The sequence below is a fragment of the Brevundimonas nasdae genome, assembly GCF_016654005.1.
GTDB classification, from domain to species: Bacteria; Pseudomonadota; Alphaproteobacteria; order Caulobacterales; family Caulobacteraceae; genus Brevundimonas; species Brevundimonas nasdae.
On the sequence record NZ_JAEPWN010000010.1, the window covers coordinates 31708 to 49655 of the forward strand.

At 63.8% G+C, this 17948-nt stretch carries 12 protein-coding genes, 1 tRNA gene and 1 pseudogene; 7 read left to right on the forward strand and 7 right to left on the reverse strand.

Annotated features, from left to right (window positions below):
- The first annotated feature begins 133 nt into the window (after window positions 1-133).
- From JKF87_RS14450 to JKF87_RS14460, 3 genes are all read left to right on the forward strand, one after another.
- Window positions 134-2230: a M28 family peptidase gene (locus tag JKF87_RS14450; protein WP_201100592.1), complete on the forward strand. Its 2097-nt coding sequence runs from the start codon at window positions 134-136 to the stop codon at window positions 2228-2230.
- 270 nt (window positions 2231-2500) lie between these two features.
- A complete protein-coding gene (locus JKF87_RS14455; protein WP_201100593.1) occupies window positions 2501-5434 on the forward strand; it encodes a TonB-dependent receptor plug domain-containing protein in 2934 nt (977 codons plus the stop codon).
- Between the two features lie 212 nt (window positions 5435-5646).
- A complete protein-coding gene (locus tag JKF87_RS14460) occupies window positions 5647-7398 on the forward strand; it encodes a M14 family metallopeptidase (protein WP_201100594.1) in 1752 nt (583 codons plus the stop codon).
- Window positions 7399-7407: 9 nt separating this feature from the next.
- On the opposite strand, the pseudogene JKF87_RS14465 reads toward JKF87_RS14460, so the two are convergent.
- Window positions 7408-7757: pseudogene (locus JKF87_RS14465) on the reverse strand (IS5/IS1182 family transposase); the annotation flags it as partial.
- A gap of 214 nt (window positions 7758-7971) precedes the next feature.
- Between JKF87_RS14465 and JKF87_RS14470 the strand changes: the two are divergent.
- The 3 genes from JKF87_RS14470 to JKF87_RS14480 all read left to right on the forward strand — a co-directional run bounded on the left by JKF87_RS14470 (window position 7972) and on the right by JKF87_RS14480 (window position 10624).
- Window positions 7972-9294, forward strand: coding sequence for a UDP-glucose dehydrogenase family protein (locus JKF87_RS14470; RefSeq protein ID WP_201100595.1), 1323 nt, complete (start codon window positions 7972-7974; stop codon window positions 9292-9294).
- Window positions 9291-10268, forward strand: coding sequence for an SDR family NAD(P)-dependent oxidoreductase (locus JKF87_RS14475; protein WP_201100707.1), 978 nt, complete (start codon window positions 9291-9293; stop codon window positions 10266-10268). The genes JKF87_RS14470 and JKF87_RS14475 overlap by 4 nt, the downstream gene beginning before the upstream one ends.
- Window positions 10269-10547: 279 nt before the next feature.
- Window positions 10548-10624 (forward strand) — tRNA-Arg (locus tag JKF87_RS14480).
- Window positions 10625-10736: 112 nt separating this feature from the next.
- On the opposite strand, the gene JKF87_RS14485 is transcribed toward JKF87_RS14480, so the two are convergent.
- From JKF87_RS14485 to JKF87_RS14505, 5 genes are all read right to left on the reverse strand, one after another.
- Complete coding sequence (locus JKF87_RS14485) at window positions 10737-11330, reverse strand: helix-turn-helix transcriptional regulator (RefSeq protein WP_201100596.1); 594 nt, start codon at window positions 11328-11330, stop codon at window positions 10737-10739.
- Window positions 11331-11654: 324 nt separating this feature from the next.
- Complete coding sequence (locus tag JKF87_RS14490; RefSeq protein WP_201100597.1) at window positions 11655-12461, reverse strand: hypothetical protein; 807 nt, start codon at window positions 12459-12461, stop codon at window positions 11655-11657.
- 88 nt (window positions 12462-12549) lie between these two features.
- Complete coding sequence (locus JKF87_RS14495) at window positions 12550-15204, reverse strand: fimbria/pilus outer membrane usher protein (protein ID WP_201100598.1); 2655 nt, start codon at window positions 15202-15204, stop codon at window positions 12550-12552.
- A 10-nt stretch (window positions 15205-15214) separates the two neighbouring features.
- Complete coding sequence (locus JKF87_RS14500) at window positions 15215-15952, reverse strand: fimbria/pilus periplasmic chaperone (RefSeq protein WP_201100599.1); 738 nt, start codon at window positions 15950-15952, stop codon at window positions 15215-15217.
- Window positions 15953-16028: 76 nt separating this feature from the next.
- The gene (locus tag JKF87_RS14505; protein ID WP_201100600.1) at window positions 16029-16619 is read right to left on the reverse strand and encodes a hypothetical protein; all 591 of its coding nucleotides are present in this window, start codon (window positions 16617-16619) and stop codon (window positions 16029-16031) included.
- A 387-nt stretch (window positions 16620-17006) separates the two neighbouring features.
- Here JKF87_RS14505 and JKF87_RS14510 point away from each other — a divergent pair, with 387 nt between their 5' ends.
- A complete protein-coding gene (locus JKF87_RS14510; protein ID WP_201100601.1) occupies window positions 17007-17663 on the forward strand; it encodes a helix-turn-helix transcriptional regulator in 657 nt (218 codons plus the stop codon).
- 60 nt (window positions 17664-17723) lie between these two features.
- Here the strand turns inward: JKF87_RS14510 and JKF87_RS14515 are convergent, their stop codons facing one another.
- Window positions 17724-17876, reverse strand: a complete 153-nt coding sequence (locus JKF87_RS14515; protein ID WP_201100602.1) for a hypothetical protein — start codon at window positions 17874-17876, stop codon at window positions 17724-17726.
- Window positions 17877-17948: the final 72 nt, after the last annotated feature.

Consider the following 17948-nt stretch of genomic DNA (forward strand, 5'->3'; position numbering starts at 1 on the left):
AGGAGGTGTCAGAGATTGTGACGTGCTGTTTCGCAGCGTCCCTATAGTTTGCAGTGACGTGACTGGGGGTTGCGTCTGAACTTTGGGGGTGATTGTGCGGGCGTTAAGGCAAGGGGCCGTTGCGGCCTTCCTGTTGGTTTCTTCGATTTCCGCCGGTGCATCCGGCGCAGCAGCGGCGCAGGAGCGGGAAGACCGGACACTGCTTGCGTGGGATCAGCTTCACGCCATCATCAATGAGGCGTCAGGCGACCGGGCTCTGCATACGGTTCTGGAGCTGACGCCTTACCCGCGCATCCGTTCGCGCAGCGAGTATCTGGGGCATTTCCGTGAGAACGAGGTCGTGGCCTCTCTTGCGCGGGACTACGGCTTCTCGGATGTGAAGATCGAGTCCTTTCCGTCCGCCCGGCCGTCCTGGCAGCCGTGGCGGGGCGAGCTCTGGCTGACGGCGCCGGAGACACGCAAGCTCTATGACATCCATGATGTGGTCGTGTCGCTGGCGCCCAACAGCGACAGCGGCGAAGTGACCGCCGAGGTGATCGATGTGGGCGGCGGCGCGCGTCCCGAGGATTATGCGGGCAAGGATGTCGCCGGAAAGGTGGTGCTGGGCACGGCTCCGCCCGCCACCCTGCAGCGGCTGGCCGTGTTCGAACGGGGCGCCGTGGGCGTCATCAGCGCCAATGTCCTGCGCATCGAAAACCCGGACGTCATTCTGGAAGGCAGCATCGCCACCGCGCCCGCAGGCAAGAAAGCGGGTTTCGCCTGGGTGATTTCGGCCACCGCCGGGCGTGAACTGACCGATCTGATCAATCGCGGACAGACGATCAGGATCAAGTCGATTGTCGAGGCGGAGACCTTCCCAGGCGAGATCGAAACCGTTCACGCCACCATCCCGGGCGACGGAACCTCCGATCAGGCGATCATCTATTCGGCCCACCTGCATGAGGGCTACATCAAGCAGGGCGCGAACGACAATACGTCGGGCAGCGCGTCCATTCTTGAAATGGGCCGGACCTATATTCGGCTGATCAACGAGGGGAAGCTGCCCCGGCCGAAGCGGACGATACATTTCCTCTGGGTGCCTGAAATCATCGGGACAAATGCGTGGCTGGACGCGCACCCGGACGTCGAGAAGACCCTGATCGCGGACCTGAACTTCGACATGGAGGGGCTGGGCCTGTCGCGCGGCGGTGCGCGCTGGGTGCTGTACAGGACGCCGGACAGTTTCCCGACCTATCTCAACGATGTCGGTCAGAGCGTGACGGAATGGTTGTCCGACGTGAACCAGGAGCGGGTCCGCTTCAGGGACAATGGCTATCGTTTCACCCTGCCGGTGCTGTCGCCTAACGGCAGCCGCGATCCCTTCTATGTGGCGACGGAGAAGCACTACGGCTCCAGCGACCATTCGCTGTATCTGTCGCGCAATGTGCCGGCCCTGATCTTCGCGACCTGGCCGGACCCTTGGTATCATTCGTCCCAGGATACGCCTGACAAGCTGGACGCCACCCAGTTGCGCCGTGTCGCTGTGGTCGGCGCCGGGGTCATGAGCCTGCTGGCGTCGGCTGATGATGCGGCGGCGCTGAAGATCGTCGCGGAATCGCTGGCGCGAGGCGTGGAGCGTCTGGGCGCCTCTCAAAGAAAAGGGCTGGGCTATCTGGCGGACGTCACCGAAGGCCCTGCGCTGGTTGAGGCTTTCCGCGAGGCGTCGAACGCGGTGCGCCACCAGCAGGACGTCGAGAAGGCGGTGATCGCCTCGGCGGGTGTGCTGTTCGCGAATCCCGAAGCCGCGTCGGGCCAACTGGCTGACCTGTCCAGCCTGATCGAGCGTCGAAGCGCTGTTCTGCAGCAGGAGGTTGCGGCCTTCTATCAACTGCGCGCGAGGCAGTTGGGCGTCGAGGCGGTCGCCTATGTCCCGTCTTCGGCGGACAACGAGGCCGCCAATACGACCGTTCAGCGTGTTCCGGGCGGCCGGTTCTTCGGCAGGAAGGGGCGCAACGACGTCCTGTTCGCCAGCCTGCCTGCGCGTGACCGTCCGGCCATTGTCGCGGCCTATGAAAGGCTGCCGCAGCATATGGCGGCGGAGCTGTCGGTTCTGATTTCTCAGGGCAAGACCGTCTTGGAGATACGGGACTTCCTGGCGGGAGAGTTTGACCCGATTTCATCAGCCGACCTTCTGGAATACCTGCGCGCGACCGAGAAGATTGGCGGCGTGAAATTGATTATATCCAAATAACCATAAATGCCGATCAGGTGCCTGGTCGGCATTTTTGTCATCTTATCTGTATGATGTTTAGATAATTGCGTTCTTGTTGAAGTAAATCTTCTGCGACGTTCTCAAAGATTGCCGATATGTATTTTCCGCAACTTCAGTTTGCGAATAGCGGATCTTTCGGCTGTGGGGGCTGTCGGATTTGCGTGTCTGTCTCTCGGGAATCTTTCAGAAAGAACGCGAATGAAATCTTCAGTAAGGACGCATGCGCCGCGAATAAGTCGGGCGCGTCTTATGATTACGACGGTGATCGGCGGGGCCGTCATTGCTTCAGCGGCGCCGGTTTTCGCTCAGGTTCAGGCGCCAGAGACCGCGCCCGGCGCGGCGGCTGTCGATGATATCGTCGTCACCGGCTCCATCATCCGGCGTCGGAACGCGGATTCCACCTCGCCCCTGACAGTGCTGGGATCGGAGGATCTGGAGAAGCGCGGCGCGACCACGGTGGCCAGTGCGATTCAGTCTCTGGCGGGCAACAATGCGGGCGCCCTGCCGGATACGTTCAGCGGCGCGTTCGCGGCCGGGGCGTCGGGGGCTTCATTGCGCGGCCTGCTGGTCAACTCGACGCTGGTTCTGGTGGATGGTCTTCGGGGGCCGTTCTATCCGCTGGCCGACGACGGTCAGCGGAACTTCGTCGATCTGAACTCGATCCCGGCCAGCACCATCGACCGCATCGAAGTGCTGCAGGACGGCGCGTCCTCGACCTATGGCGCCGACGCCATCGCCGGGGTCATCAACATCATCACGCGCAAGAATTTCCAGGGCCTGACCGTAAAGAGCGAATACGGCGTCTCGGAATACGGCGACGGTGAATCTCCCAGCTTTTCCGCCATCTGGGGCAAGGGGAACCTGAACACCGACGGCTGGAACTTCTACCTGAGCGGCGAATACAAGCGCGACGAGTTCATCTGGAACCGCGACCGGGATTATCCCTACAACACCGCCAATCTGACCCCGACCACGGGCTATGACGCCAATGGAAAACTGGTCTATCGCACCAACGGCGTCATCAACGGGATCCAGGGCAATGGCGCCTTCCGCGGCGTTTCGACGGCGACGCAGTTCGGCGCACTGGTTCGTCCCTATGACCCGACCAACACGACGGCCCAGGGGCCGTGGCAGCTGCTGGCCACGAACTGCCCGTCACCGGCGACGCCCCATACGCTGACGGCTGAGGAACTGAGGCTGGGCGGGGTGACGAACATCGCGCCGGGCACGGTCATCTGCCAGCTGGACGCGGTCAAGGAGTTCCGCACGATCCAGCCGCAGAACGAGCGGTTCAGCCTGTCGGGCCGTTTCACCAAACGCTTCTCGAACGGCGCCGAGGCCTATGTGTCGGCAAGCTATTATCAGAACGAAACCGACCGGGTGGCGACCCCCAATCAGGTCGCGCTGAGCGCCCCGCCTGCCGTGGGGGTTTCGCGCTACATCGGCACGGCCCTGACCCTGCCGGTCCGCCTTAAGAACGGCGACCTGAACCCGCAGAACCCCTTCGCCAGCCAAGGGCAGGTCGCGCGCATTCTGGCCTCGCTTTACGACATTCCCAGCACCAGCAACCTCAAGAACGAGAACATCCGCGTCGCGGCCGGACTGCAGGGAACGTTTGCGAGCGATTGGGACTATAATCTGCGCTTCACCGCCGGTCGGTCGTCGCTTGATTTCACACGTCGCGGCCAGATCCACATCCAGCATCTTTTGGACGTGATCGCGGACGGCAGCTACAACTTCATCGACCAGACCAAGAACTCGCAGCAGGTCCGCGACTATGTTTCGCCGGACAATGTGCAGACGTCGGTTTCAGAGATCGTGCAGGGTGAAGCCAGTGTCTCGCGGGCGCTTTGGACCCTGCCGGGCGGTCCGCTGTCGGTCGGTCTGGGCGCCTCATGGCGTTGGGAAAGCATCGATAATCCGAGCGCGAACCCGTTCAAGGGCGGCCCGACCGATGGCTGGTTGGGGATCAACTCCTTCTATTCCAAGGGCGACCGCAGCGTGACGGCGGCCTATTTCGAGATCGACGCGCCGTTGTTGAGCAACCTGAACCTGGACGTCGCGGGTCGCTATGACGACTATTCGACGGGGCAGAGCGCCTTTTCGCCCAAGGTCGGCGTGCGGTATCGCCCGTTTGAGGCCCTGACCTTCCGCGCCACCTATTCGGAAGGCTTCCGCATTCCCAGTATTGCGGAGGGGAACTCTCAGGTCACCGGCTATGCCGGACGCGCGGCGCCCGCCAGCTTCCAGACGCTGCACGGCAATGACGGTTATGGGCAGAGCTATCAGCTCGGCCTGACGACCGTCGGCAATCCCGATCTGAAGCCGGAAACCTCGGACAGTGTGAACCTCGGCTTTGTCTTCACGCCGACCCGCAATCTGACCTTCAGCGTCGATCACTTCCGCATCAACAAAAACGGCGTCATCGCCGGCGGGGATTCGATCCCGGCGCTGAACGCCTATTTCAGCGGCCAGCCCATTCCGGCGGGCTACACCGTCATTCCTGGCGTACCCAACCCCAACAAGCCGGACCTGCTGCCTCTGCCCGGCTTCATCCTGTCGCCGTTCCAGAACCTGAACTCGCTGGAGACGTCGGGCTTTGATTTCGCGGCGACGGCTGATTTCCAGCTGACGTCGGATATCCGCTGGAGCAGCAGCTTCTCGGCGACCTATATCGACAAGTTCAACCAGAGCTTCCCTCTGCCAGGCGGCGAGGTGCAGGTGCAGCACTATGCGGGTTCGCTGGGCCCCTGCAACGTCGGCGGCTGCCTCGGCACGCCGCAATGGCGCGGCAACTGGCAGAACAGCCTGGACTTCGGGCGTACGGTCCTGACCGCCACGGCCTACTATACCGACGGCTATCAGTTGCAGGCTGAAGACTATGGCGATGTCATCGGTCGCTGCGTCGACGCCAATGGAAAGAGCGCGGCCTCGGCCAACGGCACCTATGCCGACGGCGTGACGCCGATACTGTGCAAGACGGACTCGTTCATCAAGGTCGACCTGAACGCGACCTTCCAGATCAACGACGGCTATCAGCTGTTCGCCACCGTCCTGAACGCCTTCGGCGCCGACGCCCCCTTGGATCCGGCGACTTACGGCGGATACCAGTACCAGACCGCATGGGCGCAATCGGGCGCGATCGGCCGCTTCTTCAAGGTGGGTTTCAAGGCGACCTTCTAGTCGCGGCTTGAAGCCGGTGATCCTGTCCGGCGCGTGTCGCGGCCTTGGCTGCGATGCGCGTCGGGCAGGATCGTCCGCCTGTACGCAGGCGGTGTTCTTCTAAATCATGTTTGGGGTTGAGTGGTCTGATGGGGATTCAAGAGCGGGCGCGTCCGCGCGGCGTCGGTGTTCGCAGTCGGGCAGGGCGCCGGGCGATGCGATGGGCGAGGCTGTTGCCCTTGCTGGTTCAGATCGGGGCCGCCCCCGTTCTGGCGCAAAACCTCAATCCTGCGCTTGTCACCGAGGCGGAGCGGTCCGGCTTCACCCATACCGGCCGTTATGCCGAGGTCGCGTCGCTGAACGCCGCCTTTGCTGCGGCCTATCCGGACGCCGTGCGGGCCTTCACCTTCGGCACGACCGCGGAAGGACGACCCCTCCATGCGCTGGCGGTTTCGCGCAGCGGCGCCCTGACGCCAGAGGCGGCGCGTGAACGCGGTCTGCCGGTCATTCTGATCCAGGGCGGCATTCACGCCGGCGAGATCGATGGCAAGGACGCGGGCTATCTGGCCCTGCGCCAATTGCTGGAGGGTGAAGTCGCCGCGGGCGCGCTGGAGAAACAGGTGGTCCTGTTCGTCCCGGTCTATAATGCGGACGGTCACGAACGTTTCGGCCGCTGGAACCGGCCCAATCAGCGCGGACCGGTGGAGAGCGGCGTCCGCGCCACGGCCCAGAACTACAATCTGAACCGCGACTATGTGAAGGCGGACGCGCCTGAGACACGCGCCCTGCTGGGGCTGATCAACACCTGGGATCCGATCATCTATACGGACCTGCATGTGACGAACGGCGCCCAGTTCGAACATGATGTCGCGATCCAGCTGGAGCCCTTGACGGCGGGGGATGCGACGCTGGCGGGGCTGGGGTTGTCGCTGAGGGATGCGCTCATCGCCCGACAGACCCGTCATGGGGCCTTGCCGCTGCCCTTCTATCCGACGCTGGCCCGGCGCGATGATCCCACGTCCGGCTTCGTCAACACCGTCTATTCGCCGCGATACTCCACGGGCTATTCCGTGCTCAGGAACCGCTTCTCCATCCTGCTCGAAACCCATTCGTGGAAAGAATATCCGGTCCGGGTCAACATCACGCGCAACTTCATCGTCGATCTGGTCGAGGAGACGGCGGCGCACGGAAAAGCCTGGCTGCGTGAAGCCCATGCGGCGGACGAACGCGCCGTCCGTCTGGCCGGACAGTCGGTCGTTCTGGACTGGAAGGCGACCGATCAGGCGCGTCTGATCGATTTTCGCGGCTACGCCTACACCCTGACCCCCTCGGCTGTGACGGGCGGCCTGCTGGTTCGCTATGACGAGACGCAGCCCCAGATATGGCGTGTCCCGCTGCGTGATCAGATGCAGCCGTCGATCACCGCCCGCCTGCCGCGCGGCGGCTATGTGGTCCAGCCCGCCTATGCCGATGCTGTGGCGGCGCTTTTGGACCTGCACGGCGTCACCTATCGGCGGCTTGATCGTCCGGTTCCAACGGCTGCGCTGGAGACTTTCCGCGCGCAGACAGTGACCTTGGCGCCGGTCCCCAACGAAGGGCGTCAACGCGCCGAGGTGACCGGCGAATGGAAGCCCGAGGTGCGCGACCTTCCCGTCGGATCGCTCTTCGTCCCAAGCGCACAGTCCGGGGTGCGGCTGGTCGCGGCCCTGTTCGAACCGGCTGGACCGGATTCTCTGCTGTCATGGGGCCAGTTCAACGGCGCGCTGCAGTCCGGCGCCTATCTGGAGCCCTATGTCGCCGAAGACATCGCACTGGAGCAACTGCGCGACCCGGCCGTCGCCGCCGAGTTCGCCCGTCGTCTGGCCCGCGAGCCGGAATTCGCCCGTGACCCCCGCGCCCGCATCGAGTTCTTCGCCCGCCGACATTCTTCGTGGGATCCCGACACCCGCCTGTACCCGGTGTTCCGATCTTCAGTCGTATTCTAGGCTCAGGACTCATAGCCGGAAGAGCGCGGTTGCGGGGAGGGCTATGGCGGTCGGGCATTGATCGTAGCGACTGGCGACGCGCCACCAGTCCTTCAGGCGTCCGAACATGACTTCAATGCGGTTGCGTCGTTTGTAGCGGCGTTTGTCGTAGCGGATGGGTTCGATCCGGGGCTTTCGTCCGAGGATGCAGGGCGTGATCCCCTTGGCCTCCAGAGCGTCGCTGAACCAATCGGCGCCATAGCCTCTCTCGTCCAACACCCATTGCGCCTTGGGCAGGCATCAGCGCCGGTGTAGTCGCTGACCTGGCCTGCCGTCATGAACAGGCTGATCGGGCGTCCGTTCGCATCGGTCGCGACGTTCGGACTGGGCGCCGGACAGACCCTCCATCATCCGCACGAAGACGCGGCATTCATTTCACCGCCTGCCAATACAGGTCGCTTATATTCAGACTTCTCGGTGGCCTGAATCAGATCGTGCGCGTCACATCAATGGGCCTGAGCCTAGACCTTATCAACCGTTGCCCGCGTCCATTGCGCCGGGGTAAGGGTCTGTCACGCTCGTTGGGAGTATTCTATGCGTGTTGCGATGATTGGCACGGGCTATGTCGGCCTGGTGTCAGGGGCCTGTTTTGCCGATTTCGGTCATGTGGTGACCTGCATCGACAAGGATCCGTCCAAGATCGAGCGGCTGAACGGCGGCGAGATTCCGATCTATGAGCCGGGCCTGGATGATCTGGTCGCGACGAACGTGCGCGAAGGGCGGCTGTCCTTCACCCTGGACGGCGCCGAGGCCATTCGCAAGGCCGACGCCGTCTTCATCGCCGTGGGCACCCCGACCCGTCGCGGCGACGGCCATGCGGACCTGTCCTATGTCTATGCCGCCGCCGAAGAGATCGCCGGCCTGATCGACGGCTTCACCGTGGTGGTGACCAAGTCCACCGTCCCGGTCGGCACCGGCGACGAGGTCGAGGCCATCATCCGAAAGGCCAATCCGAACGCCGACTTCGCCGTGGTGTCGAACCCGGAGTTCCTGCGCGAAGGCGCCGCCATCGGCGACTTCAAACGTCCCGACCGGGTGGTGATCGGCGTCAACGACATCGACGGCGACGTAGGCCAGCGCGCCAAGGGCGTGATGGGTGAACTGTACCGCCCGCTGAACCTGAACGAGAGCCCGCTGCTGTTCGTGGGCCGCCGCACGTCCGAGCTGATCAAATACGCCGCCAACGCCTTCCTGGCGATGAAGATCACCTTCATCAACGAGATGGCCGACCTGTGCGAAGCCGTCGGTGCCGACGTGCAGCAGGTCGCGCGCGGCATCGGCCTGGACAAGCGGATCGGGTCCAAGTTCCTGCACGCCGGGCCGGGCTATGGTGGCAGCTGCTTCCCCAAGGACACCATCGCCCTGGTCCGCACGGCCCAGCAGTATGGCGCACCGGTCAAGCTGATCGAGGCCACGGTCGAGGTCAACGACGCGCGCAAGAAGGCCATGGCCGGTCGCGTCGAGACCACCCTGGGCGACAGCGTCTCCGGCAAGACGGTCGCCCTGTTGGGCCTGACCTTCAAGCCCAACACCGACGACATGCGCGACGCGCCCAGCCTCGACATCGCCCCCGCCCTGATCGCCGCCGGCGCCAGGGTTCAGGCCTTTGATCCCGAGGGCATGCATGAGGCCGCCAAGCTGCTGGACGGGGTGGAGATGAAGGCCAGCGCCTATGAGGCCGTAACCGGCGCCGACGCCGTGGTCATCGTCACCGAATGGGACCAGTTCCGCGCTCTGGATCTGGACCGGATCAAGCTGCTGATGAAACAGCCTGTGCTGGTGGACCTGCGCAACGTCTATCGGCCCGAGGATATGCTGAAGCGCGGCTTCAAATACTCCGGCATCGGACGCGGCTGATGGGCGCGCCGATCATCGTCACCGGCGCGGCTGGCTTCATCGGCATGCACACGGCCGAGCGCCTGCTCGACCGTGGCGAGACCGTGATCGGCGTCGATGTCTTCAACGACTATTACGACCCGGCGCTGAAAGAGGCCCGCGCCGCCCGGCTGGAAGGCCGCGAGGGCTTTCGCATGGTCCGGGCCGACATCGCTGATCATGAGCAGATGAAGGCCCTGGTCGACGACGCAGGCGCCGAGCGGATCGTGCATCTGGCCGCCCAGGCCGGCGTTCGCTACTCGATCGAGAACCCGTTCGCCTATGAGCGCTCCAACCTGGCGGGCCATCTGTCCATGCTGGAGGCTGCGCGCCACAACGGCGTGAAACATCTGGTCTATGCCTCGTCCAGCTCGGTCTATGGCGACCGGCCGCTGGAGGGCGCAGGCTTTCGCGAAGATGACCCGACGGTCGATCCCGTCTCGCTGTACGCCGCGACCAAACGCTCGTGCGAACTGCTGAGCCAGAGCTACGCCAGACTGTACGGCTTCCCCCAGTCCGGCCTGCGCTTCTTCACCGTCTATGGTCCGTGGGGCCGCCCGGACATGGCCTATTTCAGCTTCACCCGGAAGATCGCGCGCGGTGAACCCATCGAGGTCTATGGCGAGGGCAGGATGGCCCGCGACTTCACCTATATCGACGACATCGTCGACGGCATCGTCGGCGTTCTGGACAACCCGCCGCCGCAAGGATCGCACGAGGTCTACAACATCGGCGACAGCCAGCCCGTCGGCTTGATGGAGATGATCTCCACCCTGGAAGACGCCCTAGGCGCCCAGGCGCAGAAGATCATGCGCCCCATGCAGCCCGGCGACGTCACCGCCACCTACGCCGACGTCTCTAAACTGAACGCCCTGACCGGCTACAGGCCGAAGGTGCCGCTGAAGGACGGGCTGGAGCAGTTCGTCAAATGGTGGCGGGGATACGAGAACGGGTGAAGCATCGTCACCGTCGGATCTGGCGGCGGAAATGGTCCGGTTGCGGCGCGAGAACGGGCAACTTCGGATGGAGCACGAACCGAAGGTCGGCGCGTAGCAGCCACATTCTGAAAAAGCCGCGCTCATAAACGCTTCGCCGTCCTTCGGGGTGAAGCGGCCTTCCGTAGATCGCATGGCGCTGGGCAGGCAGCACCACCTTGTCGGGCGGGAAAAAACCGCGACGGCGCTTGCGTCATTCGATGGGAGCCGCTACAGACCCGCCCTCGCCGCAAGGCAGACGCACCCGTAGCTCAGCTGGATAGAGCACCAGACTACGAATCTGGGGGTCAGGAGTTCGAATCTCTTCGGGTGCGCCATCTTTCTTCAATCGTGCACTTTGCGTTTGACGCGCTTCTCCAGCGCCCTTGTTGACGTCTGTTTGGCGGAATATTTTACATCTTTGACGCTGTGACGCCGAGGGGCGCGGCCTCATGTGGTCGTTAGCTGGAAGCTCAACCTTAGCGCGCCGTTGATGCCTTTGACGCCCATGCGCATGCAGATGGCGCGGAGGTGGGCGCGGACGGTGTGGATGGAGACGTCCATCTGGCGGCCGATCTCCTTTGGCGGTTCGCCGCAAGTCAGGTGAGACAGCACCGTGATCTCGGCGCGCGTCAGACCGAACACGGCGCGCAGGGATTCGATCCCTTCGGTGCTGACGCACTGGGCGGGCCGCGCGGTGGCGAAGATCTTGTTCTCGACATCGGGCAGGGCGATCAGGTCCAGCAGGCACCAGTCGTCGTCGCCTGATCGAAACAGGACCCGGCCGCTGGGCTGACGGTGCGTGTTCAGTCGGGCCAGGAGACTGTCAAACTCGGGGCGGTTGCGATGTTTTTGACAGAGGAAGGCGCCGCCTGCGCCGACCATGCCGGAGGCGATCATGGCGCGGCCTGCGGCATTGCATTGCTGGATGGCGCCTTGCGCGTTCAGAACAAACCGCGCCAGACCATCATGTTCGAACCAACTTGTGCAGTCATCCTGCGGCAGCGGTCCGGGACCGGACAAGAAACTGCGGCGCTCGGTCATACGTAGGGGCGCCGCGATCGGGCCCCTGAAATGCCGGTCTGCGTCAGTCCTTGACGGCGCCTGTGTAAACGCGTGTTCGATCATGCCTCTCCCCAGTCCCAATCCACAGTCAGATCGTTCGCTCTGCCGTGTTATGTTGTTGAAATCAGAACGCTACATGAGATCGCCAGGGGCGGACGCCCTTAAGATCCCATCGAACAGAGACGGCCGATCTAACCGCGCCGACCCGTTCGACTATCCTTGATTTCAGCGTTATCACTTTGATCGGCCACTCGTAATTGCCATTGTTGGCTAACCCGAATGGGTGACGCTGCGGGTTGGGGGTCAGTGGGGCGAAATGTCTATTGTGAGTACGTCCTGATATTTTCCGGCCATCTGGCCGGAGACGGCGCCCAGGGTGAACAGCATCGGCAAGGAGGCGCCGGCCAGGGTGCGCGGCGGATCGATCGCCTTTGTCCATGGCGCGCTCAGATCGACAGGATCGCCTTGAAGTTCAACCGTGTAGGGGACGTTTGACGGGGTCTCCACATCCCCCAGCCGCCGCATCACCCCGCGATGCTCGGAACTGATCGACAGGGTCGAGGGGGCGTTGGCGCGGACCTGTACGAAGATCCGACGCGTCGCGCCGGTGACGGCGTCTCCGAAATCGACCACCTCGACGCTTGAGCCCGAGCCGAAGGCGCCTGCTGCGCCCGCCAGGTTCAGTTGGGCGCGCGGCGTGGACACCAGTTGCACGCGGACAGGCAGGGGCGGGACGAGCAGTTTGCCTTCTCCGTCCTGGATCAAAAGCTTCAGATCGGCGGCGTAGGTTCCGGCGTCAGGCACCGCATCGACGACAATGGCGGTGTCCAACTGGGCGTCGCCGGACGCCTGACCCGACAGGGTGTAGCGGAACACGCCCGGCTCCAGCTCAGAGGTTCTCAGGCCGGAAGATTCGCGAGGGCGAAACTGCACGCCGACGCCGCCAAGGGCCAGGCTGGCGGCGGGCACGCCCGCTTCGTCGATGAACGACAGGCGCAGGTCGCATTCGGCGTCGCCCTGGTTCTTGAGACCCAGGTCCAGCGCCCCGGCGGACGGCCCCAGGGCGAAGGGATTGTAGTCGATGACGACGGCGCTGGGCGTGCGGGTCAAGGCAAGGTCGCAGGCCTGGGCGCCCGTTGTGAGTCCGAACGCCAGTCCCCCCGTAAAGAGCCAGGAGAACAGGTGTCGGCGCTTGTGATTATTCCACCGGTTTGGACGTGCGGATTTCGCCGACATCGATCGTTCCTTCCACATTCTCGGGGATTTTGAACTCGCCCACGACCGCGCCCTGGACCAGAAGACGGTATCGACCGGGCGCCAGGCCGTCGGCCACGAAACGGCCGTTGCGGTTGGTGAAGAAGGGCTTGCCCTCTGCGCCAGGGGCGGCGTGCTCGGCCTCGATCGTGCCGCCGATTAGGGCGACGGGGCCGGAGGGCGACATCAGGATGCCCCGCGCCGTGTGCGAGGCGTCGCTGCCGACCACGAACCGATAGCCGTTGCCGAAGCCGGGGAAGGCGTTGATGACGCCGCTGCCCAGATCATATCCCGCAGGCAGGGGGTCGGCCTCGATCTCATAACGATTGACGCCGTAGCCGCGGCTCAGCCCAACCAGAGCGGGACCGAACCAGCCGCTGTTGGCGATGGTGTAGCCGCTGGAGTCCGTCAGGCTGATGCGCGACTTGGCCAGGGTCCTGTGCGGGGTGGCCAGGATGAAGCCTTCGCGCCCGGAACGGCCGATGCCGAAGACGCCGTCGGCGTAACCGATCATGGTCGACAGCCGCCACAGGGATTCCTGACGATTGACGCCGCCGGGCTCCGACGTCACCAGCCGGTTGGACACCAACTCCGCATCGAAGCGATTATTGATGTAGCGCAGATCGCCCGAGATCGTCTGATTGGTGCGGTCTTCGGACAGTCGCAGATCGCCGCTGACGTCATTCAGGCGTCCGGTCGAGGCGCGCGAAATGCCGACCTCGCGCAGGTCGTTGTCGCTGTCGTAACGGGCCGTGCTGCTCCAGCGCCCGCCAAAGCGCGAGGTCAGGGTCAGGCCGAAGCGATCCTCGTCGCGTCCGTCCTCGGTCGAGCCGCGCTGCCAGGCCAGGTTGACGGCGAAGCGGCGGAAGGTCCGGCCCAGCGCCAGGCTGTAGTCCGTGCGGTCCGCCCGGTCGCGCCCTTTGACGAAGGCGGCGCCGGCGCTGACGGAATAGTCGCGAAACCGCACCAGCAGGCGCGCCGCAGCGCGCCATTTCTCGGTGTTGAAGGCCTTCGGATCGAACGCCGTCTGGAAATAGCGGCTGGTCGCCTGGGCCGACGCGACCAGCCGCGCGTCCACATCCTTGCCCAGCGAGGCTTCGCGCAGATAATCGACGGCGGCGATGTAGCCTTTGGTCCCCGTGTCGCCATTGTGGCTGGCGGCGCCGCTGAACTGGACCAGACCCAGTTTGGATCCCCAGGTCGCCAGCGCCCCGACCTGTTCACGCCCATTGGCGATCTGGGCGTTGGCGCCGACCGTCAGGACATCGCTGATCCCTTTGCGAAAGAAGCCGCTGGCGGCCAGGGTCGAGCCGTATTCAAGCTGACCGCCTTCCTCCAGCACGCCCGTCGAGACCCCGAAATCCACGACGCCCGGGTCCAGCAGGCCGGTCCCGCCGAACAGATCGAAGACGGCGATCTCGCGCTGGCCGTTGTCGTCCTCCACCAGCAGGCGAACGGTGTTGGCGCCCTGGCCGAACGGAAAATCGCCCAGTGAATAAGGGCCTGCATCCAGACGGATGCGCTCGACGATCACCCCGTTGACCTCGACCACGACCAGGGCCGGGCGATCCAGAATGAACTGGCGACGTCCCGCTGGGCGCACATTCTGAAAGGGGCGGATGGTGGAATAGGCGCGCGCCGCCGAGAAGCCGAGGAAGCGTTGCGAGCCCTGAAAGCTCTCGACCGGCGGCGCAAACTCCCCCGCCGTCAGCCGAACGGCGGAGCGGAAGATATCCTTGGTCAGACGGATTTCGCGGCGTTTCCAGCGGTCCTGGTCGCTGGATCCGTCATAGTCGACGCCCGCCGTCAGGGTGACCCCGTCAAAGCCGCCGAAATTGGCGAACATGTCGATGCCGCCCTGAAGCGGCGCAAAATGCCCTTCGGTATGGGAGTACTGCTGGGCCAGGGCGATATTGGCGCCGGCGGAGAAGTTGGCGGGTTGGTCAAAGGCCGTCGGGTCGATGTTCTCGCTCTGGGAGAAGCCGACACTGCGACGGGCGCGCCCCTCCGGGCTGAGGCTGGCCACAAAGGTCAGGGCCAGGGGGTCGAACATCAGGGAGAAGTCTGCTCCGTTCAGGTCCGCCATATTCACTTTTGACTGGGCGGCGATGCGCCCCCTCAGCGTCTCCAGAACGGCGGGTGAAACCTGCGGTCCCAGCAGGTCCATCAGACCCTTGGCGTCGATGACGCCCTCGCCCTGCGAATCCACCAGGCCGCTGACATCGCCCAGATATCTGCCGTCCAGCGTCAGCGGTCCCTGGATCGGGGTCAGAACGGGCGTCGGCCGCGCCGCAGGGATTTGATCCTGTGCGGCGCTGTCCGCTGGGCCATGGGCGGGGCTGGGCGACGGAGCGGGCGGCGAAGGCGTGTCGTCCACACGGGCGGCCACGTCGCGACTGCGGTCCACGGCGGCGACTGCGGCGAACTTGCCATAGATTTCATCGGGATAGACGCGGGCGGTCCGGATGACCTCGTCGGTGGGGATGATGCAGGCGTGCGCGACGGTGGCGAAACCGCCGCCCAGACAGGCGATGACGCTCAGGCGCCTGAACGCCGACCGCCTGCCGGTGCGCCCGCCGTTGCGGGCCTTGCGCGCCATCGCCCCGCCCTCACAACAGCACGATCGATGCGGTGACGTCCCCGGCGGCTGTCGCGGCCAGGGCCGCCGGTATCCTGACCTGACGGGTCGCCCCTCCCGATACTGCGCTGACCTGTCCGACATCGATGTCGGCCGGGGCGATGTCGATGGTCTTTCCGTCAGCCGTCTTCAGGGTGATCTTGGCCTCGCGCAGATAGGCGAAGCCGTTTCCGGTGTTGCGCGTCTCCAAAAGGATGTCGCCGTTCGGCGCGCGTGTCACGCTCGTCACATCGATCACGCCCCGCGATCGGGCCGGCGCGACAAAGACATAGGTGTTGATGGTGAAAGCGACCTGCACATCGGCGCCGGCCCCGCCCTCGGCTGTGGTGGTCGGCATGTTGATCGGCAATTGCGCCGCGCGGACCAGATACATCCGCCCCTCTTCGACGGGATCGCCGATATAGCGGATCTGGACCACCTGTTCGCGATTGGCCGGGATGACCGACTGAACCGGAAAGGCGACGATGTCGTTGTCCTCGGCGACGAGACTGCGCTCGCCCTTGTCGTCGACCTGCATGCGATAGACTTCGATCTCCACCGTCGCCGGTACGGCGCTGGTGTTGCGAATGGTCATTCGATAGCTGGAGCCGCTGCCCGTCGGCGTGATCTTGGAGACCATGGGCGTGATGTCCATGGCGTAGGTCGGCGCGGTCACGCCGGTCATCAAAACAGTTGCCGCCAGCAGAGCGGCGAATCCACGACGCGTCATTGTCGCCCCCATCAGTTACGAGAAAATCCTCGAAAACACGGGGAGCCGACCGAAGGCGGCTCCCCGTTCCGTTCGATCAAGCGGGGTCGAGCGAGAAGGTGAAGACTTCCGTATAGGTGCCGGCGGGCGCGGACGCTGCGCCTGGGCCGGAGGGAGATGCGGCGCAACCCGACGAGCCTGGGTTGGTGTTGTCGCCTTGGCTGCCGCCCACGCCGTTGCCGCCGGGGACGTTGTAGCAAAGGTTCAGGAACAGATCGGCGTAGATGCCGTCCGCCAGTTTCTGGCTATAGCCGCCCGAGTTGGTGACAATGGCCGGGCTGCCGGGCCATGTGTCGACCGGAGCAAAGCCCAGGCTGGCGATTTCCGGCACCGACAGATCCCAGTCGTAGTTGATCAGCACGCCGGCCGGTGACTTGAAGTCGCCGTTCTGGGCGCTGGACGTCAGCTTGGCGCCGGTCGCCGAGTTGCAGGACATCCGCAGGGTGGTGACTTTCTGACGGGCGCCATTGGCGACCGCGACATTGCCGCCAGCGACATTGGCCAGGCCGATGCCGCAGAAGTTGGTCACGCTCGTCGACACAGTGACGTTGGTTTGAGCGCTTGAGACCGCCGGCATGGCCAGCAGGGCTGCGACGGTGGCTGCCGCCGCGACGAGATAGGTACGCATTTCTTCCTCCAGCTTTTTAAACAACCCCGCCGAATGACCGGCTGGGGGCCACAAGTTTTGCGGCGGCGGCATCTATTGAGCGCTGGAGGGGGCGACGCATCGCCAAGAAGAGTAACCAATATTGCTAGTGATGTTTGACTTTCAACCTTCGCCATTAGTCCGCGTTCAGGGCAGGCGAATATGGTTTCGTTATGAAAATGCTGGTTTTTTGATGATCCGTCAGGGGCTTGATCAGCGTAATAGTGAAGGTTGAAAACGCCTCCCCTAACTCGGGTATGTTAATTCGGATGTTATGGGTTACTTTACCGACAAACGGCTGTCGTAATGAACTCCATGTCGAAGACGCGGGGTGCAATTGATGGCGAGGTAAATAATAAGGCGAGAACAATGATCGTGGGGGTTAACGGTTGTCTTGGCTTGGTTGGAGGCGGACACAAGATTGAACCAGAACAGGCAATGTTTGTTTTTGAGGACGATCTCGGCATGGCTCCATCCTGTTCGCGTGCGATAACAGCCTGGGTCAATACAGACCCAAGGGCGCGAATGCTGGTTTCACGTTCCGGGCGAGTCCAGTGGGTCAATGACGCAGCATACCGAATGCTTCAAGATGAGGGTGGGTTGAAGGTTGTTGACGACACCTTGATAGCAAGCAGCGCCTCGGTAACTCTGGTTCTCAAAGACCTGTTGCAGCAGGCGTCCCACGACTCGGCGCTTTACGCCATCACGGCGATGGATGCAGGGCGGCAATGGCTGCTCTGGGCGCAACAATTGATCCCCGGGGACGACGCCAGCATCGGCTTGGCCGCCCATAGGATGGCGGACCCGGTTTCTTATGAAGCCATGCTGCACATGCACCATCTGACGCCCTGTGAAACGCGGATCGTGACGATGATGCTGGCCGGGCTCGAAACCGGACGCATCGCCCAGAAGCAGGACATCTCCATGGAAACCCTGCGCACCCATATCAAACACGCCTACCGCAAACTGGGCGTGAAAAGCCGGGGCGAACTGTTCGCCAAAGCCGTCGATTTCGCGGGCCTTTAAGGCCTAAGACGCGTGCATAGCGCTCGTCACCAGCTGAACTGACAGCGGCTGGCTGCGATCCTAGAACCGGCCCTCGGCTTTGGAGCGGGCTCGGTTGGCGGCGCGTTCCTTGCGGCGGTGGCGGCGGGCGGAGATCTTCAGGCGGTCGTCAAGCAGCAGGAAGGCGAGAACCGCGCTGGCCGCTACGACAAAACCGATCGCCAAAATAAGCACGCGCGCTCCGAAAGCAGGGGTCTGAAGGGGGACGCGATCCGATGATCGGCGCTGATCTCGCGGTCCGAGACA

Excerpts from the sequence above, each read along its gene's own strand:
- JKF87_RS14495 (WP_201100598.1), bottom strand. The coding sequence starts at position 15,204 with ATGGCGCGCAAGGCCCGCAACGGCGGGCGCACCGGCAGGCGGTCGGCG.
- JKF87_RS14500 (WP_201100599.1), bottom strand. The coding sequence starts at position 15,952 with ATGACGCGTCGTGGATTCGCCGCTCTGCTGGCGGCAACTGTTTTGATG.
- JKF87_RS14485 (WP_201100596.1), bottom strand. The coding sequence starts at position 11,330 with ATGACCGAGCGCCGCAGTTTCTTGTCCGGTCCCGGACCGCTGCCGCAG.
- JKF87_RS14510 (WP_201100601.1), top strand. The coding sequence starts at position 17,007 with ATGATCGTGGGGGTTAACGGTTGTCTTGGCTTGGTTGGAGGCGGACAC.
- JKF87_RS14455 (WP_201100593.1), top strand. The coding sequence starts at position 2,501 with ATGATTACGACGGTGATCGGCGGGGCCGTCATTGCTTCAGCGGCGCCG.
- JKF87_RS14470 (WP_201100595.1), top strand. The coding sequence starts at position 7,972 with ATGCGTGTTGCGATGATTGGCACGGGCTATGTCGGCCTGGTGTCAGGG.
- JKF87_RS14505 (WP_201100600.1), bottom strand. The coding sequence starts at position 16,619 with ATGCGTACCTATCTCGTCGCGGCGGCAGCCACCGTCGCAGCCCTGCTG.